The sequence below is a fragment of the Pseudomonas sp. 22515 genome (assembly GCF_052044625.1).
Classification (GTDB): domain Bacteria; phylum Pseudomonadota; class Gammaproteobacteria; order Pseudomonadales; family Pseudomonadaceae; genus Aquipseudomonas; species Aquipseudomonas alloputida.
The window spans coordinates 1-24,227 of the sequence record NZ_JBQENN010000002.1; the positions used below are offsets into that span (position 1 = coordinate 1).

At 63.5% G+C, this 24,227-nt stretch carries 18 protein-coding genes; 5 read left to right on the forward strand and 13 right to left on the reverse strand.

The window, feature by feature from the left end; translation table 11 throughout:
• From ACTJJN_RS02610 to ACTJJN_RS02640, 7 genes are all read right to left on the reverse strand, one after another.
• Positions 1 to 3,099, reverse strand: a 3,099-nt coding sequence (locus ACTJJN_RS02610) for an amino acid adenylation domain-containing protein (RefSeq protein ID WP_440780899.1), incomplete at its 3' end; no start/stop codon positions are given.
• Between the two features lie 167 nt (positions 3,100 to 3,266).
• On the reverse strand, positions 3,267 to 4,916 hold the full coding sequence (locus ACTJJN_RS02615; protein WP_041168379.1) for a cyclic peptide export ABC transporter: 1,650 nt from the start codon (positions 4,914 to 4,916) through the stop codon (positions 3,267 to 3,269).
• 22 nt (positions 4,917 to 4,938) lie between these two features.
• Positions 4,939 to 5,958: a GNAT family N-acetyltransferase gene (locus tag ACTJJN_RS02620; RefSeq protein WP_440780901.1), complete on the reverse strand. Its 1,020-nt coding sequence runs from the start codon at positions 5,956 to 5,958 to the stop codon at positions 4,939 to 4,941.
• Between the two features lie 76 nt (positions 5,959 to 6,034).
• Positions 6,035 to 7,474 carry an efflux transporter outer membrane subunit gene (locus tag ACTJJN_RS02625; RefSeq protein WP_012051734.1) on the reverse strand — a complete coding sequence of 480 codons (1,440 nt, stop codon included), beginning with the start codon at positions 7,472 to 7,474 and terminating at the stop codon, positions 6,035 to 6,037.
• Positions 7,471 to 9,441, reverse strand: a complete 1,971-nt coding sequence (locus ACTJJN_RS02630) for a MacB family efflux pump subunit (protein WP_088512530.1) — start codon at positions 9,439 to 9,441, stop codon at positions 7,471 to 7,473. Before ACTJJN_RS02630 ends, ACTJJN_RS02625 begins: the two co-directional genes overlap by 4 nt.
• The gene (locus ACTJJN_RS02635; RefSeq protein WP_012051736.1) at positions 9,442 to 10,605 is read right to left on the reverse strand and encodes an efflux RND transporter periplasmic adaptor subunit; all 1,164 of its coding nucleotides are present in this window, start codon (positions 10,603 to 10,605) and stop codon (positions 9,442 to 9,444) included.
• Positions 10,606 to 10,810: 205 nt separating this feature from the next.
• Positions 10,811 to 11,083, reverse strand: a complete 273-nt coding sequence (locus ACTJJN_RS02640; RefSeq protein WP_003251523.1) for a hypothetical protein — start codon at positions 11,081 to 11,083, stop codon at positions 10,811 to 10,813.
• 154 nt (positions 11,084 to 11,237) lie between these two features.
• Here ACTJJN_RS02640 and ACTJJN_RS02645 point away from each other — a divergent pair, with 154 nt between their 5' ends.
• The 4 genes from ACTJJN_RS02645 to ACTJJN_RS02660 all read left to right on the forward strand — a co-directional run bounded on the left by ACTJJN_RS02645 (position 11,238) and on the right by ACTJJN_RS02660 (position 14,956).
• Complete coding sequence (locus tag ACTJJN_RS02645; protein WP_012051737.1) at positions 11,238 to 11,714, forward strand: PaaI family thioesterase; 477 nt, start codon at positions 11,238 to 11,240, stop codon at positions 11,712 to 11,714.
• Positions 11,711 to 12,193 (forward strand): PaaI family thioesterase, encoded by a 483-nt coding sequence (locus ACTJJN_RS02650; protein WP_440780903.1) that lies wholly within the window; start codon positions 11,711 to 11,713, stop codon positions 12,191 to 12,193. Before ACTJJN_RS02645 ends, ACTJJN_RS02650 begins: the two co-directional genes overlap by 4 nt.
• 69 nt (positions 12,194 to 12,262) lie before the next feature.
• The gene (gene htpG, locus ACTJJN_RS02655; protein WP_088512528.1) at positions 12,263 to 14,167 is read left to right on the forward strand and encodes a molecular chaperone HtpG; all 1,905 of its coding nucleotides are present in this window, start codon (positions 12,263 to 12,265) and stop codon (positions 14,165 to 14,167) included.
• Positions 14,168 to 14,230: 63 nt separating this feature from the next.
• A complete protein-coding gene (locus ACTJJN_RS02660) occupies positions 14,231 to 14,956 on the forward strand; it encodes a dienelactone hydrolase family protein (RefSeq protein ID WP_346641207.1) in 726 nt (241 codons plus the stop codon).
• A 140-nt stretch (positions 14,957 to 15,096) separates the two neighbouring features.
• Here ACTJJN_RS02660 and ACTJJN_RS02665 read toward each other — a convergent pair whose 3' ends face one another.
• The gene (locus tag ACTJJN_RS02665; RefSeq protein WP_003251514.1) at positions 15,097 to 15,960 is read right to left on the reverse strand and encodes a pirin family protein; all 864 of its coding nucleotides are present in this window, start codon (positions 15,958 to 15,960) and stop codon (positions 15,097 to 15,099) included.
• Positions 15,961 to 16,077: 117 nt separating this feature from the next.
• Between ACTJJN_RS02665 and ACTJJN_RS02670 the strand changes: the two genes are divergently transcribed.
• On the forward strand, positions 16,078 to 17,085 hold the full coding sequence (locus tag ACTJJN_RS02670; RefSeq protein ID WP_017148203.1) for an amidohydrolase family protein: 1,008 nt from the start codon (positions 16,078 to 16,080) through the stop codon (positions 17,083 to 17,085).
• 144 nt (positions 17,086 to 17,229) lie between these two features.
• Here the strand turns inward: ACTJJN_RS02670 and fabB are convergent, their stop codons facing one another.
• From fabB to ACTJJN_RS02695, 5 genes are all read right to left on the reverse strand, one after another.
• Complete coding sequence (fabB, locus tag ACTJJN_RS02675; protein ID WP_012051741.1) at positions 17,230 to 18,450, reverse strand: beta-ketoacyl-ACP synthase I; 1,221 nt, start codon at positions 18,448 to 18,450, stop codon at positions 17,230 to 17,232.
• An 11-nt stretch (positions 18,451 to 18,461) separates the two neighbouring features.
• On the reverse strand, positions 18,462 to 18,977 hold the full coding sequence (gene fabA, locus ACTJJN_RS02680; RefSeq protein WP_003251509.1) for a 3-hydroxyacyl-[acyl-carrier-protein] dehydratase FabA: 516 nt from the start codon (positions 18,975 to 18,977) through the stop codon (positions 18,462 to 18,464).
• A 207-nt stretch (positions 18,978 to 19,184) separates the two neighbouring features.
• Entirely contained in the window at positions 19,185 to 21,116 is a 1,932-nt protein-coding gene (locus tag ACTJJN_RS02685) for an ATP-binding protein (RefSeq protein WP_324736934.1), read from the reverse strand.
• Entirely contained in the window at positions 21,113 to 22,003 is an 891-nt protein-coding gene (locus ACTJJN_RS02690; RefSeq protein WP_440780905.1) for an ABC transporter substrate-binding protein, read from the reverse strand. The genes ACTJJN_RS02685 and ACTJJN_RS02690 overlap by 4 nt, the downstream gene beginning before the upstream one ends.
• Complete coding sequence (locus tag ACTJJN_RS02695) at positions 22,003 to 24,117, reverse strand: TonB-dependent receptor plug domain-containing protein (RefSeq protein ID WP_440780906.1); 2,115 nt, start codon at positions 24,115 to 24,117, stop codon at positions 22,003 to 22,005. Before ACTJJN_RS02695 ends, ACTJJN_RS02690 begins: the two co-directional genes overlap by 1 nt.
• Between the last annotated feature and the right edge of the window lie 110 nt (positions 24,118 to 24,227).

Genomic DNA, 24,227 nt, shown 5'->3' on the forward strand with positions numbered 1-24,227 from the left:
CAGGCTGGCATCGGCCTTGGGCAAGGCCTTGCGGTCGAGCTTGCCGTTGGCTGTCAGCGGCCACCGGTCGAGCAGCAGCAGGTGCGCCGGGACCATGTAGTCCGGCAGCGCTTCCTTCAGCTGTTCGCGCAGCTGCGCGCGCAGCCCGGCCTGCTGCTCCAGCGCTACCTCGGCAGCGGGGATCAGGTAGGCCACCAGCTGCTGGCCGGTCGCGCCTTCCTGGGCCAGCACCAGGGCATCGCGCACCTGCGGCTGGGCCTGCAGGCGGGCTTCGATTTCCCCCAGCTCGATGCGGAAGCCGCGGATCTTCACCTGGTGGTCGATGCGCCCGGCGTATTCGATCACCCCGTCGGCGTGGTAGCGCGCCAGGTCACCGGTGCGGTACAGGCGCCCGCCAGGGGCACCGAACGGGTCCGGCACGAAGCGCGTGGCGCTCAGGTCGCTGCGCTTGAGGTAGCCGCGCGCCAGGCCGGCGCGGCCCACGTACAGCTCGCCGATGCAGCCTTTGGCTACCGGGTTCAGGTCGCCGTCGAGCACATACCAGGACAGGTCGGGGATCGGCACGCCCATCGGGCTGCTGGCCGCCTTGCCCAGGTCGGCCCGCGACAGCGGCCGGTAGCTGACATGCACGGTGGTTTCGGTGATGCCGTACATGTTCACCAGCTGCGGCTGGCGGTCGCCGAAGCGTTCGAACCACGGTGCCAGGCTGTTGACGTCCAGCGCCTCGCCCCCGAACACCACGCTGCGCAATGCCAGTGGCCGCTGCGGCTCAGCCGTGGTGGCCACCGCCATCAGTTGCTTGAACGCCGACGGGGTCTGGTTCAGCACCGTGACCTGCTCATCGGCCAGCAACTGGTAGAAGGCCTCGGGTGAGCGGCTGGTGTGCTGCGGCACGATCACCAGGCGCCCGCCGTACAGCAGGGCGCCGAAGATTTCCCACACCGAGAAGTCGAAGGCATAGGAGTGGAACAGGCTCCACACGTCGTCGCTGCCGAAGCGGAAGTCGGCGTCGGTGGCCGTGAACAGGCGCAGCACGTTGCGCTGCGGCAGCAGCACGCCCTTGGGCTTGCCGGTGGAACCGGAGGTGTAGATCACGTAGGCGAGGTTGTCCGGGCTGACCGTGACCGGCGAGCAGGCCAGCGGGTCGGCCTGGGTACTGTCATCGCTGCTTTCCAGGCTGAGCACGCGCACGCCTGCCGGCACCGGCAGGCTGGCCAGCACCTGGGGCTGGGCCAGCACGCGCTGCAGGCCGCTGTCTTCGATCATGTAGGCCAAACGGTCGGCCGGGTAGGCCGGGTCCAGCGGCACGTAGGCACCGCCAGCCTTGAGGATGGCGAAGATGCCAACGACCATGTCCAGCGAGCGCTCGGCAGCCAGGCCGACCAGTACGTCAGGCCCGACCCCGTCGTCGACCAGGCGCCGAGCCAGGGCGTTGGCACGCTGGTTGAGCTGGGCATAGCTCAGGGCCTGGCCCTCGCAGGTGACGGCGATGGCATCGGGGGTGCGCTGCACCTGGGCTTCGATGCGGCTGTGCAGGGCCTGATCGGCCGGGTGCTCGGCGGGGGCCGGGTTCCACTGGGCGAAGGTGGCCTGCTGCTCCGGCGTGCCCAGCATGTCGAGCTCGCCCAGCCGTTGCTCGGGCCCCCGGGCCATGGCCAGCAGCAGGTTCTGCCAGTGCCGGGCCATGCGTTGCACGGTGCCGTGGCTGAACTGGCTGCAGTCGTATTCCAGGCTGAAGCCAAGGCCGTCGGCTGCGTATTCAAGGTCGATGCCGATCAGGCATTTGGCCTGGGCGCTGGCGGTATCGAGGAAGTCCAGCTGCAGTGGGCCCAGGGCCAGCGGGCCGCTGGCAGTCCCGGCCACGCGCCAGTTGAACAGGGCCTGGAACAACTGGGTGGGTAGCACCTGGCCGTTGTGCTGCAGCGTCTCCAGGTACAGCTCCATCGGGTAGTCGCTGTGGCTCAGGGCCGCAATAGACTGCTCCCGCAGGTTTTGCAGCAGGGTCTGCACGGATTGCTGCGGGTCGAGTTCGGCGCGGTAGATCTGGGTGCTGACGAAGAACCCTACCAGCTGCTGGGTTTCGCTGCGGTTGCGCCCGGCGCTGGGCACGCCGAGGGTGAATTTCCGCTGGCCACTGTAGCGGCCCAGCAGCACCTGCCAGGCGGCCAGGGCGATGACGAAGGGTTGCACGCCCTGCTGCCGGCTGAGCTGCAGCAGGGCCTGGAACACCTCGGCGTCCAGTTGCAGGCCATGGTAGCGGGCACTGGTGCCCTCAGGCGGCACGCCAGCGCAGCGCGGGTCGAGGTCACCCGGCAACATCAACGGCTGCAGTTCGTCACCCAGCCGGGTATGCCAGTAGCGGGCAGACGCTTGGCACGCATCGCTTTGCAGGTAAGCCTGGCGTTGCCAGATGGCGTAATCGGCATACTGGATGGCGGGCCGTTGCAGCTTGCAGGCTCCCTGGGCGGCTGCCTGCGAATAGGCGCCCAGCAGGTCCTGCAGCAGGATTGGATTGGACCAGGCGTCTGAAACGATGTGGTGCATGTTCAGCAGCAACACATGCTCGTCACCTTGTACTTTCACCAGCCGGGCCCGGATCAGGGGCGCCTTGCCGAGGTCGAACGGTGCCAGCGCATCCGCTTCGATGAGCCGCTGCAATGCATGAGGGCGTTGCGTGGCGGGCATGGCGGTCAGGTCTTCGCAGGGCATTTCGAGGCGTGCGTCGGCTTCGACGAACTGCTGCGGTATGCCCTCGACCTCGGCGAACCTGCTGCGCAGGATGTCATGGCGGTCGACCACCGCCTGCAAGGCCATGGTCAGGTGCTGGCCATGCAGTTCACCCTTCAGTGACAGTGCCCGTGGCAGGTTGTACGCCGCGCTCTGCGGGTTGAACTGCTGCAGGTACCACAGGCGCTGCTGGGCGAAGGAGAGGGGGGCCGGCCCGGCGCTCTCGCGTGGTGCTATCCGGTCGGGTTCAGGCCGCTCATCCTGGAGGAGGGCGAGCAAGGCGTCGTCCAGCAAGTCTTCAGCGAGCGAGTCGGCATCCAGTGATTCGTGCATGGCGGTCCCTGTGGCAGTCGAGGCGAAGGACAGCAGCATGGGGGCCGGCCTTGCCGGCGAATGGCCGCTGTCCTCTGGAGAGGTGTATGGCCAGTAAACGAGCCGCCGCCCGGCAAATTTACCGGCGGGCGCGTGGGTGACGGGGCGGGTGGGCAGGCCCCGGCCAGGGTTGTAGCCGACCTGGTCGGGGCGAGGGATGCAGTCGGTCAGGCCGGCTGGGCTGCGGTGCGAACCTTGCCGCTGTCCATGTGTACCAGCTGGTCGGCAATATCGAAGTAGCGGTCATCGTGGGAGATGACAATGATGGTCTTGCCCAGGCGCTTGAGGTCCGGCAGCAGCTCTGTGTAGAAGATGCGGCGGAAGGTGGGGTCCTGATCAGCTGCCCACTCGTCGAACACCAGTACCGGGCGCTGCTCCAGCCAGGCGCTGATCAGGGCCAGGCGCTTGCGTTGACCAGTGGACAGGTCGGTGGTGGTGAAGGCGCCGTCACGTACGCTGACCTTGTGCGCGATCTCCAGGCGTTGCAGGTATTGGGTAGCATCGTCGGGAATCTGCTGGTCACCCTGGACCACGTCGTCGAACAGGTAGTAGTCGGCGAAAATGGTGGTGAACAGTTGTCGGTAGTCATCCCGGTCAAGCACCGAGACCGGCTGACCATCCAGCAGGATGTCACCACTGTGCGGCGCATACAGGCCAAGCAGCAGCTTGATCAGCGTGGTCTTGCCACAACCGTTCTCGCCGACGATGAACACGATGTCGCCCTGGTTGATCGTGAGGTTCACCGGGCCCAGGCGAAACGGCGTGCTGCCCTCGACGGCCGGAAATGCGTACTGCACATTGTGCAGTTCCAGGCTGTCGATGGTCTGGCGCGGTGCGCCTTGGCCGTCGAGCAGCAGGTTCGGTTCGGGCGAGGAAAACTGCTCTGACAGCTCGGCAATGCGCTGGAATGCCACCTGTGCCTTGCTGACCAGCGGCAGTACGCTGACCAGATGGTCCAGTGGGCCTTTCATGTACAGCAGCACCAGCACGAAGCCGGTCATTGCCGCCTGATCGACGCTTGTCCAGGTGCTCTGCAGGGCCAGGGCCAGGCCGATGACGATGAAGAACAGCGTCGAGCCGAACGTCTTGGCCAGGATGTAGGTGTTGACTGCCTTGATCTGGATGGCGCTGATCCGCTCGCTGATCCCCTGGATGTGCCGGGTGAACATGCGATACCGGCGCGGCCGGTGTATGCGCAGCTCCTTGGCGCCCTGGGCAATGGCGTTGTAATGCTTCTGCAGGTCGTCCTCGGCCTCGCGGGCGGTATTGAACCCCTTGATGCCGCGCGTGCGGGCGATGACCTGGGCGGTGATGCCGGCGCCCAATGCCAGCAGCATCAGCAGGAACAGCGGGCCGGACAATGTTGCCAGGTAGCCCATGCAGCCCAGCGTCACCGTCAGCGAAATGGTCAGGGGGGCGAAGGCGAACGAGAAATCGCTGATGGTATCGATATCGTGGGTCAGCACCGGTATCAGGCGGTGGCTGCGATAGCGCTCGATCTGCTCAATGGGCGCCGAAAGCACTTTTTCGCCCAGCTCCTTGCGCAGTTTGGCAATGATCTTCTGGCCAACGAAATTGGTGCCCATGTCGGAGAAGATGCTGCTGAGCAAGGTCAGCACGCAGAGGCCGGCAAACAACCACAGCACGGCGTGGGTCAGCCCTGCTTCGCTGTTGAGGGCGCGGTTGATGGTGGCCAGCAGCGTGGTGACGCTGAAGCCGCCGAGGATGCCCAACAGTATGGAAACCAGCACGATGGGCCAGAACGGCTTGAGCAACTGGGCAAGCTCGCGGGTCGCGCTGAGCGGTTTGCGAATCATGGGGAAGTCTTCTCCAGGCGGATCAAAGGACGTGGTCATCAAAGAAGGCTTCACGCTCCAGACGCAGCAGAGCGGCTTTCTTGTGGGCCAGTTGAATGTCCTTCAGGTGGCCGAACCCCTGGGACTTGAGGAAGTCGATCTGGCGCGTATGGTCGATGCGCGGCTCGCCGAGAATCCGCTGGGTGCGTGGGTCATCGAGGAACATGTAATGCATCAGCGAGCGGAACCAGCCGCGCAGTTTGCCGATGCCCTGGTGCTTGGGTTCGCCGATCACCACATGCCAGCCACGGTCGTAATCGGCGACGTCGTAGTAGGGGGCGATGCGGTCTTCCTTGCACCAGTACACCTCAAAGTAGGCGAAGGGTTCGTCATCGAAGCAGCCGATCAGCGGGTGTACGCGCGGGTCGTCGAGCATTTCGCGAATGTATTGCGCATGTTCTTCCGGGGTGCCGGTCTGCTCCCAGAAGAACGCGACTTGCTCCAGGTTCATCCAGCGGTTGAAGGCTGCAAGGTCCTTCACCGGGTCGATGGTGCGCAGTGAAAAGGTGGCGTTCAGCTTCGGCAGATGGCGTCGATAGACTTCGCCCGCCGGTTTGGGCGGGCGTTGCGGGTGGCGTTTCTCGCCGCTGAAGCAATAACGCGGGGCCGTGTGCACGCTGGCCGGCTCGCGAAGCCATGGCAGGGGTTGCTGCCAGAAGGTCTGGCGGGTACAGCGCAGGGCAAGCCTGCCTTGGTCGTCGACCTGCCAGTGATCGAAAATGCCTTCGCGTACCGCACGCACGGCAAATTCCCGGTCGCCAGGGACCTGCACATTCACCTCGTTGCATTGTTTGCGGTGGCAGAAACGGGTCGCCAGCACTGCCAGCATCGCGCTGGCCGGAAATGCTGGCGGAAGTTGCTCGAAGACGATGCGGTTGTCGACCTCCTGGTAGGGGATGGCGGCGCTGCTGTCGAGGCGCAGGCTACCGCTCTCTGGCGTTTCATCCTGGGCACTGGCTTTGCGGCCATCGGCCAGGATCAGACTGAAAGAGGGTGCGTTCATAGGGCTTCCTGTGAGGGGGCGAGTGCGACTTGTCGGGTGCTGTCCATGGATAAAGACGAACCGCACCTGCCGATGTTTAAGCGCCAGGTGCGGCACCCGGTTCAGCGCCAGCGACCTGCCAGCCGCCGCCCAGGGCCTTGTACAGGGCGATGCTGCCCATGACCCGCTTGAGGCGCAGTTGCACATCCTCGTCCTGAGCCTGGTACAGGGTGCGTTGGGTCTGCAGGACGGTCAGCAGGTCCTCGGCGCCCGCCTGGTAGCGGCTTTCGGCAATGTCGAAGGCTTTGCGCGCCTGTTGCAGTTCGATCGCCTGCCAATGCAGTTGCCGGTCGATGCCGTCCAGGGTATTGAGGGCCTTTTCCACATCGCTGAAACCGGCCAGGATGGCGCCGCGGTAGTCCTGCAAGAGTTCGTCCTGGGCTGCCACCGCTTTGTCGCGCTCGGCGCCCAGTCGGCCGTTGTCGAACACCGGGGTAACCAAGCCTGCGGCGAGGCTGGTGAAGGGGTTGCGCAAGACGTCCGGGAAATGATCGGCGCCGCTGCCGACGATCAGCGTCAGGTTGAGTTTGGGCAGCATCGCCGCGCGGGCTACACGCACATTGGCCTGAGCCGCCGCCAGCTTGGCCTCGGCATTGGCGATATCCGGCCGTCGGCTGATCAGTTCGCTGGGCAGGCCCGCATCGATCGAGGGCCAGTTGAGCTGTTCAAAGCGCGTGTTGCCCAGTTGCAGGTCCTGCACCGGCTGCCCGACCAGGGTCGCCAGGGTGATCAGGGCTTCCCGGGCCTGTTGTTGGTACAGCGGGCGTTGCCGTTGCTGGGCGGCGACCAGGCTTTGTTGCTGGGCCAATTCCAGTGCCGTGGCCGAGCCTGCATCGAAGCGGGTTTGCACCAGTTGCAGGACACGCTCGGCATTGGCCAGGTTAAGGTCGGCAATCCGCCCCTGCTGCTGGAAGGCCAGCGCCTGCATGTAGCTGTCGGCAACCTTGCCGAGCAAGGTCAGTTCAACGGTCGCGCGGTCGAACTCACTGGCTTGCAGGTTGTGCAGGGCACTTTCGCGCGCTGCCGCGTTGCCGCCCCAGAAGTCCACCTCGTAGCTGGCCTTCAGGGCCACATCCAGGTAATGAGTGGTGCGCTGGGTCGGGCTGGAATTCAGCTGGCTGTAGCCGTCGCCGTGCTGCAGGCGCTCGCGGTTGGCGTTGGCTGCCCCGGTCACTTCAGGCAGCAAGGGGCCGCCGGCAATGACCGCATCGGCCTGCGCCTGGCGAACCCGGGCCATGGCCGCACCGACTTCGAAGCTGTCGGTGCGGGCTTGCTCCACCAGCTGGTTCAGTGTCGGGCTGCCGAACGACTGCCACCAGCCGGTCAAGTTGCGGGGTGGCGCCTCGGGCGTGGCTGCCTGCCAGCGGGCCGGGGCAGGCACGCCGTGTTGCGGCGGCAGTGCAGGGGTGGCGCAGGCGCTCAGCAGCAGGCAGGCGCCGAGCAGGGGCAAGGGTTTGATCAACGTTGGGGTACTCATACGCTGGTAAGGGCGGCCACCGGGTCGAGCCGTGCAGCCTTGCGGGCGGGCATGAAGCCGAACGCGATACCGGTGACCACGGCGCAGGCGAAGGCACCGATGGCGGCGGGCAGCGAGAAGGCGACGGCGACCTGGCCCAGGCTCAGGGCGCCGCCGATCAGTAATGCCAGGGCGATGCCGCTGACGCCGCCGACCATCGTCAGCATCACGGCTTCAGTAAGGAACTGGCGCAGGATGTCGCGCTGGCGCGCGCCGGTGGCCATGCGGATACCAATTTCCCGTGTGCGCTCGCGCACGGTCATCAGCATGATGTTCATTACCCCGATGCCGCCCACCAGCAGCGAAATGGCGGCAATGGCGCCCAGCATCAGCGACAGCGCGTTCTGCGTCCTGGCTTCGGCCTGGATCATGGCCGCATTGTTGGTCAGTTCGAAGTCGGTTACGCCGTTGTGCAGTTTCAGCAGCAACTGGTCGATGACCTGCTCGGTCTGCTTCACCTGGCGCGCATCTGCGGCGGCGATCACCACGTATTCCGGGGCCTGGTTGCCGAACAGGCGCACGCTGGCGGTGGTGTAGGGCACCATCACTCGGGCGTCGGCATCCTGGTCGCCAGAGCTGGCGCCCTTGCCGGCCAGCACCCCGATGACCTGGAACGGTGCGTTCTCGATGAGAATGTACTGGCCCACCGGGTTGCGGTCGGCAAACAGTTTTTCCCGGGTCTTTTCGCCGATCACTGCCACTGCGGCGCCGGCGGCTTCGTCGGCCTCGGTGAAGAAACTCCCCTGCGCCACTGGCCAGTTGAATATCTGCGGGAAGTAGGTGTTGGAGCCGCCGACATAGAGCTTCAGGTCCTGGTTGCCATAGCGTACACCGGCCTTGCCGCCATTGACGGGCATGATCATGCGCACCTGGGGCAGGGTGGCGATGGCGCGGGTGTCGTCCAGGGTGATGATGCCTTCCGGCGCCCTGGGGGCGGGTGGCTTGCCGTTGAGGTAGATGATGTTGGAGCCGAAGGCGCCCATCTGCGCCATGACCTGGCGCTTGCTGCCTTCACCCACTGCCAGCATGACCACCACCGACGCCACGCCGATGATGATGCCCAGTAACGTCAGTGCGGTGCGGAAGCGGTTGATCCACATCACCCTCCACGCCGCCTTGACGGCGTCCAGCAGTTCGCCTTTCCAGGCACCGTTGTGCTCGCTGCCGTCGTTCAGGCGCTGGCGCAGGTCGACGGCCTGCAGCACGTCGGCCTCAGGGTGCGAAGCGGGCAGTGGCTCAGGCTGGGCCTGGTCGCTGATGATCTGGCCATCGCGGATTTCGATGATGCGCTTGGCCCGTGCGGCGACTTCCCGGTCGTGGGTGATGAGGATCACCACATGGCCCTGACTGGCCAGTTCGTCGAGCAGGGCCATGACTTCGGTACCGCTGCGGCTGTCGAGGGCGCCGGTGGGTTCGTCTGCCAGAATGATGTGGCCACCGTTCATCAGCGCGCGGGCTATCGATACGCGTTGTTGCTGGCCGCCGGACAACTGGTGCGGGCGATTACCGGTACGTTCGGCCAGGCCCAGGCGGGTCAGCAGGGCATGGGCGCGTGCGTGGCGCTCGGCGGCAGGCGTGCCGGCATAGATCGCCGGCATTTCGACATTTTCCTGGGCGGTGCCGGAGGCAATCAGGTGATAGCCCTGGAACACGAAACCGAAGGCTTCACGCCGCAGCCAGGCGAGTGCGTCACTGTCCAGGCTGGCCACCTGTTCACCTGCGAACAGGTAGTCGCCACTGGAGGGGCGGTCCAGGCAGCCGAGGATGTTCATCAGCGTAGACTTGCCTGAGCCGGAGGTACCGACAATGGCGACGAATTCACCGGCGTGAATGCTCAGGTTGATACCGCGCAAGACCTCGATTTGCGGTGTATCGACGCCGCCATAGCATTTGCGGATATCGCGCAGCTCAATCAGTGGGACTGGCATTTACCCTCCTGCACTGAGCAAGGGGCTGATCAGCAGGCGATCACCTTCTTCCAGCCCTTCGAGAATCTGCACGCGCAGGCGGTCGCTGATGCCGGTGCGCACTTCGCGATTTTCAATGGCGCCGTGTTTCGTCAGTACTTGTGCCAGCCTGCGATCGGGCTGCTTGCCCGGGTTGAGCGCGGAAATCGGGGCGGTCAGCACATCGTGCGCACGGTCAGCGACGAAGAACACCTGGGTGGTCATTTCTGCCATCAGGGCGCCGTCGGCGTTATCGACGTCCAGCAACACCGTATACAGCACCACCCGGCCATTGCTTTTGCTGGCCGGGCTGCCGCTGCCCTGGTTGGCGTGCTCCAGCGGCTTGGGCGGCACCGGCAGGATCTGCCGTACAGTGCTGTTCCAGCGCCGGGTGCCACCGCTGAGGGTGGTGAAATAGGCGTGCATGCCGGGTTTGACGTGGCCAATGTCCGCTTCCGACACTTCCGCCCAGACTGTCATCGGTGACAATTTGGCGATGCGCAGGATCAGCGGGGTCTGCTGCTGGGCGTTAAGCGTCTGCCCCTCGCGGGCATCCAGTGCGACCACGGTGCCACTCATGGGGGCATAGATGCGGGTGTAACCCAGTTCGGCCTGGTCGCTGCGCAGGCTGGCCTGGGCCTGGCGAATCTGCGCCTGGATCATGTCGATGCGCGCCTGGGTGGCCTTGAGCTCGGCGCGCGCCGTTTGCACATCCTCTTCGCGCGTGGCGCCGCCTGCCGCCAGGCTCTGCTGGCGCTCGGCCTTCTGCCGGGCCAGCTCATGCTGGGCACGTTGCTCTTGCAACTGTGCCTGCAGGTTCTCGACCGAGTAGCGTCCCGCGTCCAGCTTGGCCTGTTGCGTGGAAGGGTCGATCTCGACCAGCAACTGGCCTTCTTGCACCGCGTCGCCGACCTCGACCCTGATGGCACGGATCTGCCCGGATGCCTGGGCGCCGACGTCAACATAACGGCGTGGCTGCAAGGTGCCGATGGCGGTAACGCTGCTCTCGATATCACCCCGGCTGACAGTGACGGTATTCAGGCCATCATGGCGGGGTGGCATGATCTGCCAGGCACTTACGGCCAGCAATGTCGCCAGGCTAACTAAGGTGATCAGGGCCCGGCGGGCCAAGGGGGGACGTTTCATGCAGGGTTCCGGCCAAAGTAAGTTCCTCCGAGACACGTCGCGGGGTTGTACTTTGAACGAGAACCCGCCCGCAAAATTTACTGCGCGGCACGCGGCGGGTGCTGATAAATGCCGGCGGCGAGTGAACTATTGGGTTAAACGTTTAAGCTGCAACTTGCAAACACAAAAAAACCCGACAGTTGTCGGGTTTTTTTGTTGACGCGAGTTACTGCTTGGCAGGTTCTGCCGGCGTAGCTGGAGCCGGAGTAGCCGGAGCGGCTTCTTCGGCAGCCTTCTGCTCGGCTTCGGCCTGATCTTTGGCAGCTTCGGCGTTTTCCTTGGCGGCTTCGTTCATCTTATCCTGAGCTTCACCCATTTTTTCCTGGGCTTGCTCGGCGTGTTGCTGTGCGTCCTGGGCTTTGTCTTCGCTCGCTTTATCGCAAGCAGCCAGGCCCATGGCAGCGGCCAGCATCAGAGCAAAAGCAAAAGGTTTACGCATGGGGGTGTTTCTCCTTGGTGGAATAAGTGACTTGTTCCTTCGAGTGCAACTACGCGGAATAAGTTCCACGAAGATTACAGATATATAACGCCCCGTTCTACATAGACTTTTTAACGAATTTATGCCGCTGCCCTGCGGCCGGTGGGAACAGCCGATGAACGATTCAACCTTGATGGCAATGGCCGAACGCTTTCTCTCGGCGTTAAAACATTGTCAGCTGTTGCAGATGCGCGTGGCGCAGGCTGATGGTGATGGCATGACCCTGGTCCTGCCATGGTCGCCAGCGATTGTCGGCAACCCGCAAACCGGTGCCGTGCACGGCGGTGCGCTGACCACGCTGATGGACACCACCTGTGGCATGGCCACGTTGTGTGTGCTGCCGCGCTTCGAAGTGTGCCCGACGTTGGACCTGCGCATCGACTACATGCACCCGGCTGAGGCCGGTAAGGACATCTACGGCCACGCCCAGTGCTACCGTGTTACCCGCGACGTGATCTTTACCCGTGGCACCGCCTACCAGGACGACCCCGACCAGCCCATCTGCCAGGTGGTGGGCACGTTCATGCGCCTGGGCCATGACATCAAGGGCGGCATCCGTTTCGGCGACAGTCTGAAGGAGGGCAAGGCATGATTCCGCACGCGGTGCGCCAGCAGCTCAACGCCGCCCATGCGGTGGGCGACTATCGACCATTGCTGGCGCTGATTCCCTATGCCGGGCTGATCGGTATCGAATGCGAGCGTCAGGGCGATGATGTGTTGTTCCGCCTGCCGGCAGGCCCGGACAATATCGGCAACCCACTGCTACCGGCCATTCATGGCGGCGTGATCGCCGGCTTCATGGAGCTGTCGGCAGCGCTGTACCTGCTGATCTACAGCGAGAGCGCAAGCATTCCGAAGATCATCGACTTTTCTATCGACTACCTGCGCGCCGGGCATTTTCGCGATACCTACGCCCAGTGCCAGCTGTGGCGTCAGGGCCGGCGGGTGACCAACGTGGCCATCACCGCCTGGCAGGGCGACAGGCAGTCGCCGATTGCCACGGCCCGTGCGCATTTCAAGATCGAACCGGAAAAGCCCTTGAAATCATCCGGGCAGCCCCCATCTGCATGACATCCGCCGTTAACGCTGGCCGAACCGGCCGCCAGGCGCCACCGCCATCAGATCGGAGTTTCGAAGACCATGACTGTGGAAACACAAAAGGAAACGTTGGGCTTCCAGACCGAGGTGAAGCAACTGCTGCACCTCATGATTCACTCGCTGTACTCGAACAAGGAAATCTTCCTGCGGGAGCTGATTTCCAATGCTTCCGACGCCGCCGACAAGCTGCGTTTCGAAGCCCTGGCCAAGCCAGAGCTGCTCGAGGGCGATGCTGACCTGAAGATTCGCCTGAGCTTCGACAAGGACGCCGGTACCGTGACCCTCGAGGACAACGGCATCGGCATGAGCCGCGAAGACGTCATTGCCCACCTGGGCACCATCGCCAAGTCCGGCACTGCCGACTTCATGAAGAACCTCACCGGTGACCAGAAGAAGGACTCGCACCTGATCGGTCAGTTCGGCGTGGGCTTCTACTCCGCGTTCATCGTTGCCGACAAGGTCGACGTGTACAGCCGCCGTGCGGGCCAGCCAGCGGCCGAAGGTGTGCACTGGTCGTCGAAAGGCGAGGGCGAATTCGAAGTCGCCACCATCGACAAACCACAGCGCGGTACCCGTATCGTCCTGCACCTGAAGAAGGACGAGCAGGAGTTCGCTGATGGCTGGCGCCTGCGCAACGTGGTCAAGAAATACTCCGACCACATCGCTCTGCCGATTCAACTGCCGAAAGAGCAGGCCGCCGCCGAAGGTGAAGAGCAGCCGGCCGAAGAGTGGGAAACCGTCAACCGTGCCAGCGCCCTGTGGACCCGTTCGCGCACCGAGGTGAAGGACGAGGAATACCAGGAGTTCTACAAGCACATTGGCCATGACTTCGAAAACCCGCTGGCCTGGAGCCACAACAAGGTCGAAGGCAAGCTCGAATACAACTCGCTGCTGTACGTGCCGGCCCGTGCGCCGTTCGACCTGTACCAGCGCGAAGCGCCGCGCGGCCTGAAGCTGTACGTGCAGCGTGTGTTCATCATGGACCAGGCCGAGTCGTTCCTGCCGCTGTACCTGCGCTTCATCAAGGGTGTGGTCGATTCCAACGACCTGTCGCTGAACGTGTCGCGTGAAATCCTGCAGAAAGACCCGATCATCGATTCGATGAAGACCGCGCTGACCAAGCGTGTGCTGGACATGCTGGAGAAGCTGGCGAAGAACGAACCCGAGCAATACAAGGGCTTCTGGAAAAACTTCGGTCAGGTGCTGAAAGAGGGCCCGGCCGAAGATTTTGCCAACAAGGAGAAAATCGCCGGCCTGCTGCGCTTTGCTTCCACCCAGGACGACAGCGGCGAGCAGAGCGCCGCCCTGGCCGACTACCTGGCCCGCGCCAAGGAAGGTCAGGACAAGATCTATTACCTCACCGGCGAGTCGTACGCGCAGGTCAAGAACAGCCCGCACCTGGAAGTCTTCCGCAAGAAAGGCATCGAAGTGCTGCTGCTCACTGACCGCATCGACGAGTGGCTGATGAGCTACCTCAACGAGTTCGACGGCAAGGCCTTTGTCGATATTGCCCGTGGTGACCTGGACCTGGGCAAGCTGGATTCGGAAGAAGACAAGAAAGCCCAGGAAGAAGTCGCCAAGGACAAGGAAGGTTTGGTCGAGCGACTGAAAGGTGCGCTGGGTGACAGCGTGGCCGAAGTGCGCGTCTCGCACCGCCTGACCGACTCGCCGGCGATCCTGGCCATCGGCGAGCAGGACTTGGGCCTGCAGATGCGCCAGATCCTGGAAGCCAGCGGGCAGAAAGTGCCGGAGTCCAAGCCGATCTTCGAGTTCAACCCGAGCCACCCGCTGATCGAGAAGCTGGACCACGAGCAGAGCGAAGACCGTTTCGCCGAGCTGTCGCACATCCTGTTCGATCAGGCGGCCCTGGCGGCTGGTGACAGCCTGAAGGACCCGGCGGCTTACGTTCGTCGCCTGAACAAGCTACTGGTCGAGCTGTCTGCTTGAGTTGATGCACAGCAAAGCCCGCTTCGGCGGGCTTTTTTATGACGAGTGCCAAAGGAGTGCCTGATGAGCAAAGTAATCGTCGAATCGCTGGTTTATCACCTGTCTGGCAAGACCTACGAAAGCCGTTTGGTCTATGAGCCGGGTGCGCTGGGCCGTCCAGGGCTGGTGATGGCGCCGAACTGGATGGGCATTGGTGAAGGTGCCGAGCGCATTGCCAAGGAAGTGGCCGAGAAGGGCTATGTGGTGCTGATCGCCGACCTGTACGGGCAATCGGTGCGCCCGTCCAATGCCGATGAGGCAGGCGTGGCGATGATGCCGCTGAAGAATGACCGTGGCGAACTGCGCAAGCGCATGCAGGAGGCCTTGGCGCAATTGCTGGGGCAGTCGAAGGCGTTGCTGGAGCCTGGCAAGGTGGCCACCTTCGGCTTCTGCTTCGGTGGCTGCTGTGCGTTGGAACTGGCCCGTAGCGGCGCCGACCTGCGTGCGGCCGTGTCGTTCCACGGCACCCTGGACACGCCGGACCCTGAAGATGCCAAGCACATCAAGGGCTCGGTGCTGGTGTTGCACGGTGCCTCCGACCCATTGGTGCCTAAGGAGCAGTTGCCGGCATTCGAGGACGAGATGAACGCGGCCAAGGTGGACTGGCAGTTGCTCAGTTATGGCGGCGCGGTGCACTCGTTTACCGACCCGAATGCCAATGTGCCGGGCAAGATGCAGTATAACCGGCGCACTTCCGAGCGAGCGTTTCGTTCGATGCATAATCTGCTGAGTGAAGTATTCCAGCGCTGAGATTGCAGGGGGCTGCTTTGCAGCCCTTTGCGGGTGAACCCGCGCCTACACGACGGCCTGCGCCCAATCACCGACCTGTGTCCACCCCCGATCAGGTGTAGGAGCGGGTTTACCCGCGAAGGGCCGCAAAGCGGCCCCGATCACCGAGGCAACTCGATCCTCGAATGTTCCCCCGGCACCTCCGGCCAATCCCCCGCAGCCCACCTGGCCCGGGCCCGCTCGATCAGCTCCGGGTCGCTGGCGACGAAGTTCCAGTTCATCCGACGCGGCCCATCCAGCGGTGCGCCGCCAATCAGTACCAGTTGGCATTCACCCTCGGCATACAATGTCACCTCTTCGCCCTGCGGCAACACCACCAGGGTGCACGGCTCCACGTCTTCATCGTTCATCATCAACTCACCATCGAGCACGTACAGCGCCCGCTGCACATGCTCGGTCGGTACCAGCAAGGTGGTCGCCGGTTGCATCCGGACATGCGCATAAAGGGTAGGGGACAGCACCGGCACCGGTGACGCCAGGCAGAACCCGCTGCCCGCAATCATGCAGATACGTACACCCAGGCTGTCACTGACGGGCAGGCTCTCGGCGGGGTGATGGCTGTAACTTGCCGGGCCTTGCTCAAACGCGCGTGGCGACGCCAGCCATACCTGCAGCCCATGCAGGCGCGAACCATGGGCCAGGGCATCTTCCGGGGTGCGCTCGACATGGGCGACGCCGCTGCCTGCGGTCATCCAGCTGACATCACCAGGCAGCACCCGCTGCGCCGAGCCGAGGCTGTCCTTGTGCAGGATTGCGCCTTCGAACAGGTAGGTCAGGGTGGACAGGCCGATATGCGGGTGCTGGCGGATGTCCATGCCATGCCCCGGGGCATAGTCTGTTTCGAGCATGTGGTCGAAGAACACGAACGGGCCGACGCTGCGGCACTGGGCTGATGGCAGCGGGCGCAGGATCGGCTGGCCCTCGACCGTCTCGGCTCGGGGGTGGATGACCAGTGGGCTGCTCATGGGGAAGGCTCCAGGCACGGTGGAAGTGCCTCAAGCATAGCGGTTTGCCCGCCGTGGCTGAACCGTCTTGGCGGCCGCCTGGTCTACTGGGTTCGTACTTGCATGAGGAAGATGACCATGACCGCCAGAGCGCTGGCTTGTGTGCTGTTGTTCGGCTGGCTGTGCCAGGCGGCCCAGGCGCGCGAGTACCGCTACAGTGATGCCCACTTGCACTACGTGGACTTCTTCCAGGAAAGTGAAGGCATGCCGGCGCTGATCAAGGCCATGGATGCCGCAGGGGTTGAGCAGTCGATGATTTCAGGCATACCCGTGGCCAAGAAATGGCACGAAGACGAGCCCAAGCGCCCGCGCTACTACGCCGGTGATGACGCCGACGCCTATTGGTACAGCGCCACCGACACTTACGTGGCGGCGGCGCTGCAGCAATTGCCAAGTGAGCAGCGCAAGCGGTTCCACCCGTTCCTAAGTGGTTTCAACCCGGTGGACAAGAATGCGGTCAGCCATATCGAGCGCATGCTCGATTTGTACCCGGGGTTGTGGCAGGGCATCGGCGAGGTGTTCACCCGACATGATGACCTGACAGCGCTGACCAGTGGCGACACGCCACGTGCCAATAATGAAGCCATGACGCGTATCTACCACCTGGCGGCCGAGCGCGACCTGCCCGTGCTGCTGCATTCCAACATCACCTCCAAGCGCGAGCGCAACCCGCTCTACCTGGCGGAGATCGAAGAGCCGCTGCGCAACCATCCGCATACGCGATTCATCTGGGCGCATGCGGGCAGCAGCATGGAGATACATCGCCATCAGACGCAGATGGACTTTCTACTGCCGGTACTGACGCGATTGCTGGAGGACTACCCGAACCTGTATGTCGATTTGTCGTGGAGTGTGCTGCAGCCGTATTTGCTGGATGAGCAGGGCGTGCCGCGCAAGGCATGGCTGACGCTGGTCGAGAAGTACCCGGAGCGATTCATGCTGGGGTCGGATGTGGTGGGGCGGTTCGGCAGCCTGGGGGAACAGATGCACGGGTTCAAGCCGTTTCTGGATGCCTTGCCGGAGGCAGTGGCGCACAAGGTGGCCCGGGAGAATTTTCTGGCGGTGTTGCCCAAGGTACAGCAGTGACCTGTGCGGGCCTCTTCGCGGGTAAACCCGCTCNCAGCGCTGAAGGCTTGTGTGGTGGGTTTACCCGCGAAGAGGCCAGCACAGGCAACACAAACAAAAACGCCCCGAACCAGTCGGGGCGTTTTCATTGACAGCAGCAGCGTCTTACTTGCCTTCCCAGCGCTTGAGCACCAGGGTGGCGTTGGTGCCGCCGAAGCCGAAGCTGTTGCTCATGACCGTGTCGATCTTGGCGTTTTCTTCGGTTTTACGCAGGATTGGCAAGTCGGCGACTTCCGGATCCAGCTCGTCGATGTTGGCAGAGCCGGCGATGAAGTTGTTTTCCATCATCAGCAGGCAGTAGATCGCCTCGTGCACGCCGGCAGCGCCCAGCGAGTGACCCGACAGGCTCTTGGTAGAGCTGATCTTCGGCGCCTTGTCGCCGAACACGGCACGCACGCCCTTGATCTCGGCCACGTCACCGACCGGGGTCGAGGTACCGTGGGTGTTCAGGTAGTCGATCGGGGTGTCGACAGTGGACAGCGCCTGCTGCATGCAGCGGATGGCGCCTTCGCCGCTCGGTGCAACCATGTCGTAGCCGTCGGAAGTCGCACCGTAGCCAACGATTTCGGCGTAGATCTTGGCGCCGCGGGCCAGGGCGTGTTCCAGTTCCTCGACCACGACCATGCCGCCACCGCCAGCGATGACGAAACCATCACGGTCAGCGTCGTAGGCGCGCGAGGCCAGTTCCGGGGTTTCGTTGCGCTTGGTCGACAGGGCGCCCATGGCATCGAACAGGAACGACTGGCTCCAGTGCTCTTCTTCACCACCACCGGCGAAGACGATGTCCTGCTTGCCCCACTGGATCTGCTCCAGTGCGGTACCGATGCAGTGAGCCGAGGTGGCACAGGCCGACGAGATCGAGTAGTTGATGCCCTTGATCTTGAACGGGGTGGCCAGGCATGCCGACACGGTGCTGCCCATGGTGCGGGTAACGCGGTATGGGCCGACGCGCTTGACGCCTTTCTCACGCAGGGTGTCCAGCGCTTCCATCTGGTTCAGGGTCGAGGCGCCACCGGAACCGGCCACCAGGCCGGTACGCGGGCTGGAAACCTGCTCTTCGGTCAGGCCGGCGTCCTTGATCGCGTCCTGCATGGCCAGGTAGGCGTAGGCAGCCGCATGGCCGACGAAGCGGTAAACCTTGCGGTCGATCAGTTCTTCGAGGTTGAGGTCGATGGACCCGGAAACCTGGCTACGCAGCCCCATTTCCTTGTATTCCGGGTTGAAACGGATACCCGGACGGCTGTTGCGCAGGTTTTCGGTGACGGTAGCTTTGTCATTGCCCAGGCACGATACGATGCCCAGACCAGTGATAACGACGCGGCGCATGCGAATAACCCTTAGAAATTGTCAGTGGAGGTGAACACGCCGACCCGCAGGCCTTCGGCAGTGTAGATCTCGCGGCCGTCGACGCTGACCGAACCATCGGCGATGGCCATGTTCAGCTTGCCCTTCAGGACGCGCTTGATGTGAATGTTGTACGTGACTTTCTTGGCTTCAGGCAGTACCTGGCCAAAGAATTTCACCTCGCCCGAACCCAGGGCGCGGCCACGGCCCGGCAGGCCCTGCCAGCCGAGGAAGAAGCCAACCAGCTGCCACATGGCGTCGAGGCCCAGGCAGCCCGGCATGACCGGATCGCCTTCGAAATGGCAGGCGAAGAACCACAGGTCCGGGTTGATATCCAGCTCGGCGACCAATTCACCTTTGCCGTACTTGCCGCCTTCTTCGCTGATATGGGTGATGCGATCGACCATCAGCATGTTCGGCGCGGGCAGTTGCGCATTACCTGGGCCGAACAGCTCACCGCGACTGCAGCGCAGCAGGTCTTCCCGAGTAAAGGCGTGTTGTTTGGTCATGCGAGCTCCTCAATAACCCCCTGCGGCAGGGGATGAATCTTCCCGGCCGGCCCGAAAACCAAGCGCTTCGAGACGGCAGCCTACAGGTAGACTATTGCGTTGTGGTGAAAGTCACAGCGCACCTGGTGAAAGAAGTACAGGTGTGCACTGAAACGTCTATTTTCAGGTCCGATGAAGGTCCTGTCCAGTGTTTAAGACTGCCGCACTTTAGCATTTATCGCCAGTCGCGGTTGTCTGACCGGGTAACCAGCGCTGCAGCACCCGCTGCAATTCGGTACGGCGCAAGGGTTTGCTCAGGTAATCGTCCATACCGGCGGCCATGCAACGTTCGCGGTCGCCCTGCAACGCGTTGGCGGTCAGGGCGATGATCGGTAGCCCGGCGCCGTTGGGCAACTGGCGGATGCGTCGGGTGGCTTCATAGCCGTCCAGGTGAGGCAGGCGGCAATCCATCAGCACGGCAGCAAAGCGCTGCCGGCCGACCCGCTCGACGGCTTCAAGGCCATCTTCTGCCGTGCATACTGCCAGCCCCAGGCTGCGCAGCATGGCTTCCACGACGCTCCGGTTGACCGGATTGTCCTCCACCAGCAGTACCTGATCATTGTCCGGCACCGTCGTTTGTGCGGCCGTTGGCGGCGTCAACGGGACGGGGGCAGGGGTGGCGAGGGTCAGCGGCATCTCCAGGGTAAAGGTCGAACCCAGGCCCTCACGGCTTTCACCGCGGAGCTTGCCGCCCATGCGTTCGGCCAAGGTACGAGCAATCGACAGCCCCAGCCCGGTACCGCCATAACGACGGGAAATCGAGCTGTCGGCCTGCTGGAAGGCGACGAACATCATTTCCAGGCGGTCGCTGTCGATGCCGATGCCGGTGTCGCGCACGCTGCAGGTCAGCCAGATCAGCTGCCGGTCGAGCACCTGCCAGCGTGCGTCGACCTGCACCTGGCCACGTTCGGTGAACTTCAGGGCGTTGCCCACCAGGTTCAGCAGGATCTGGCGGATGCGCGTGGGGTCGCCGTTCACCTGCAACTGCTCGATGCCGGCCGGCAGTTGCAGGTGCAGGCCCAGGCCGCGTTGCTGGGCGCTGTGCTGGAACGACTGGACACTGCTGGTGATCAGCTCGCCCAGGTTGAAGTCGATGTGCTCCAGCTGCAGCGCGGCGCGTTCGATGCGCGAAAAATCGAGGATGTCGTTGATGACCTTCAGCAAGTGCCCGGTGGACTCGCTGGCCACTGCCGTGTAATCGGCCTGTTCATTGCTCAGCGGCGTGGTTTCCAGCAGTTGCAGCATGCCCAGCACGCCATTCATCGGGGTGCGCAACTCATGGCTCATCATCGCCAGGAAATCCGATTTGGCGCGGTTGGCCTGTTCGGCCTCCTCGCGGGCCTGGATCAGTTCGGCAATGGCCTGCTTCTGTTCGGCACTGGCCTGTTCCAGGGCGCTGGCCAGGTTGTTGATGTGGCGGGCCAAGTGGCCCAGCTCGCTGTCGTCGACGACCGGCAAGGGGGTGTTGTACTTGCCTTGCTGAATTGCCTTGACCGCATGGCCCATGTCGCTGATCGGCTTGGCCAGGCTCAGGGCCAGGCGGCGTGCCAGCAAGAAGGTGAACAGCAGGGCGAACAACGCCAGGATCCCCGCCTTGATCACGATTTCCTGCTGGCGCTGACTGAAGGCGTCATCGGACATGCCGACGATCACGCGGCCCAGGTAGTCGTCACCGATGGCCGGGGTGGTGGCTTTGCCCTGTTGCAGGAAGTCGTTGTCCAGGCGGATTTGCTGCAGGCGAATGGGCGCCTGGAACACTTCGACCCGTTGCGCGCGGTTGGCACTTTCGTCGGACTGCTCGACGTACACCAGGATGTGGTTGCGGCTGTCCTGCACTTCCAGAAAGCGTACGTGCGGGATGCTGAGGGTGGCACGCATCAGCCCTTCAAGCACTTCGTTGTTGCCCGAAATCACCCCATACTCCGACGCCGGTGCCAACTGGTTGGCGATCAGTTGCCCGGTGTGGTTGAGTTCCTGGCGCAGGTCCTGGATGCGTACGAAGGTAAAGAAACTGATCAGGAGCAAGGTCAGCAGCAGGGCGGGGCCGAGACTGATGATCTGCGTGCGGGTATGAATGTCCCAGCTCAAGCGTTTGCTCATGGGGTGGGTTCTCCCTCGGCCAGGGCCTTGACGGCGGCGTTCTGATCGATCGGTTCAAGACCCAGGGCCCGGGCCACCTGCTGGTTGCCACTGACCCCGTAGCGCACTGGGTACAGGCTGCGCGGCCAGCGTGTCGGCGGCTGGTCGAGCAACTGGTCGAGCACCCACAGCCAGTCGTCCTGGTCGCTGTAGGTACTGGCCAGGGCGCCGGCGCGAACGAAGCCGGCGTTCGGGCCGATCAGTGCCATCTGCCGGCCATAACTGCTCAACAGCAGGTTCTTTGCGGTCTTGGAGTTGTACAAGTCAGGGTCGTCCAGGCCCAGTAGCACATCGCTGTTGCCCAGCAGGTGCTGCAGCGGCCGGTTGTCACGCGGGTCGGACCAGTCCTGGGCCACGATCTCCAGGCCTAGCGGCCGTGCAGCATGGCGCAGTTCCTCCAGCAGAAAGCTGCTGTGCTCGCCGTACAGCACGCCAACGCGCCTGGCCTGCGGCAACAAGTAGCGTGCCAGGCGCAGTTGCCGTCCCAACGGTGCGTCGCTCCACAACAGTGTGAGGAACGCGGGGCGCGACTTTCCCAGGCGCTGTTCAGCCTGTACCCGGCTGACCCGCATGACCAGCGCCGGTGGGCCGACGGTTTCTCCCAGGCGCCATTCCAGTGCTGCGTTGTCGAGCAGGATCAGGCGTTGGTCGGCTTTGAGCTTGCCCGGGCGCGGCAGTTCGGTGGTGGTGCGAAACTGCACATGATCGTGTGGCCGGCGGCTTTCCAGAGCGGCGATGAAGCTGCGTACACCGGGCTGGTCCTCAGCCCCAACCAGCAGGACTTCGCTGGCGGACAAAGGCCCCAACGGCCACAGGCAGAGCAGCAGCAGGCGCAGCAGCAGGGCCATCAGAACTCCAGCTCCGCGCTCACGCTCAGGCGGTGACGGCTGTCGTAGCGGTTCTGCAGGGCCGAGGTCGGTTCATCGTCCAGGCGCTGCTGCCACAGCGCCGCCAGCTCCAGGTTGCTGCCATACACCCGAAAACGCTTGGCCAGGCGCAGGTCCAGACGCTCGTAGCGGTACTGGTTGAGGGCATCGTCACCGTAATAGAACAGCGCGCTCGACCAGCCGGCACCCCATTCGCGCATCCACCCGGCCGAGCCGCTGTTGCGGGCGCTAAGGCGACGGTCGTCGGGGTTACTGGCCCAGGCATCGACGTAAGCATAGGTCAGGCGCAGGCGGTCGCGCAGGGTGGGGCGCCAGTCCATTTGCGCCTCGCTGCCGCTGAAACGGGCCTTGTTGGCGTTGCTGGCGATGTACTGGTTGTTCCTCAGCGGCTCGCTGATCATGCCGGTGATCTCGTCGTAGAACAGCTTCACATCCAGGCTCAGGTCGATGTCGCTGAAGTAGCCGTTGTAGCCCAGCTCGCGCGAGCGCATGCGCTCCTGTTCAAGGTCGCCAGGGCCACGGGTCTTGACGAAGTACTCACCGTTTTGCAGGCCGAATGAATTGGGGGTGAGGTTCTTGACCGTGTAACTCCAGTTGACGTTGTTCTCGAACATGTCGGGCGAGCGCACCGCTTCGGAGTACACCGCACGCAGGCCGTGGCGTGGGGTGATCAGGTAGTTGACCGCGACGCGTGGGGTCAGCGAACTGCCTGACAGGCGCGAGTCTTCGAACATGGCGCCACCCTGCAATATCCAGTGCTCGTCGGCCCGCCATTCCAGCTGGCCGAACAGGCGCCAGGTCTGGTCGTCGATGCTGCCGTTGAAGTAGGTCTGCGAGTCGGCGCGATCATAGCGGTAGTTCATGCCACTGAGCAGACGCAGGCTATCAGTCAGGCTCAGGGTGTCCTGGATTTCCAGGTCATAGCGGGTTTCACGGGTGCTCTGGTCCACATCGCCGCAGACCTGCTCCCGCCCTCCCTGCTCCCATTGCTGCTGCACTTTCTGCAGAAGGCCTATCAGGGCTGGGTCGTCAGTGGAAAGGGGGGCGCCGGTCGCAATACCGCGCGCTACTTTTTCGGCGAAGTCGGGGTTCATCTGCCAGAGCTGGGTCAGTTCGGGGCTGAACGACTGCAAGGCATCACAGGCGCGCCACACTTGCTGGCGATCAAAATGCTGGGCTGAGCCCTGGATATAAAGGCTGTGTTCAGCGCTGAAGTCTTTGGTCCAGCGCAACGAGCCCGCATAGTCCTTGGCGTTGACGTCGGCATTGTTCCCGGACTCGTACTGCTGGAACACCGGCTGGTAGGTGTAGGGCCGCTGATTGCTGCCTTCCTTGGCCGCCAGTTGCCACTCCAGGGTCTGGTCGACCGCCAGGTTGTGGTTGGCGCTGAGGTTGAAGCGGGTCAGGCGGCGGCTGTCGCGGTAGTCCTGGCCAAACTGGTTCTCATCGAAGCCGTCGTCCTGTTGGCCCGACAGCGACAGGCGCATGTCGCCACCGTCCCAGCCGAAGCCGTGGCTGGCATAGAAGTCGTTGATGCCGTCCTGGCCGCGCGTCACTTTCAGCCGTGTACCATGGCTGTCGGCGGGGTTGCGGGTGAGGATGTTGACCACTGCCATCAGCGCGTTGGCGCCATAGCTGACGGTGTTCGGGCCGCGGAACACCTCGATGCGCTCGATGTCCTCCATGGCCAAGGGGATGTCGCTCCAGTCCACCGTGGCCAGGCCTGCGCGGTACACCGAACGGCCATCGATCAGTACCTGCATGCGCCGTGCGTCGTTGACGTTGCTGCCGTGGTAGTTGACCGTGGGTTGATTGCCGGCACCGTAGCCGATCATCATGCCCGGTACCAGGCGCAGCAGTTCGGGGATGTCACGGGCACCGCTGGCGCGAATCAGTTCGCTGTCGAGTACGGTCATGCTGCCCGGGACAGCGGCGGGGGATTGTTTCAGGCGTGTGGCGGTCAGAACCTGTGGCAGGTCGGGGGTGTCGATGAACAGGTCGTCGGCCGCAGCCTGGCCGCCGAGCAGGGCGGTCAATAACAGCAGGCGCGGGTACGGTGGCGTGCCAGGGAACACGGAGCGGCCTTTGTTTCAGGATTGAAACAGGCATGGTAACTGACCTTGGCGTATTTTCCAGTGATCTGCAGCGGTTTTGCAGCGTGCCTGTCTTGACGCTTTCGTGGGGG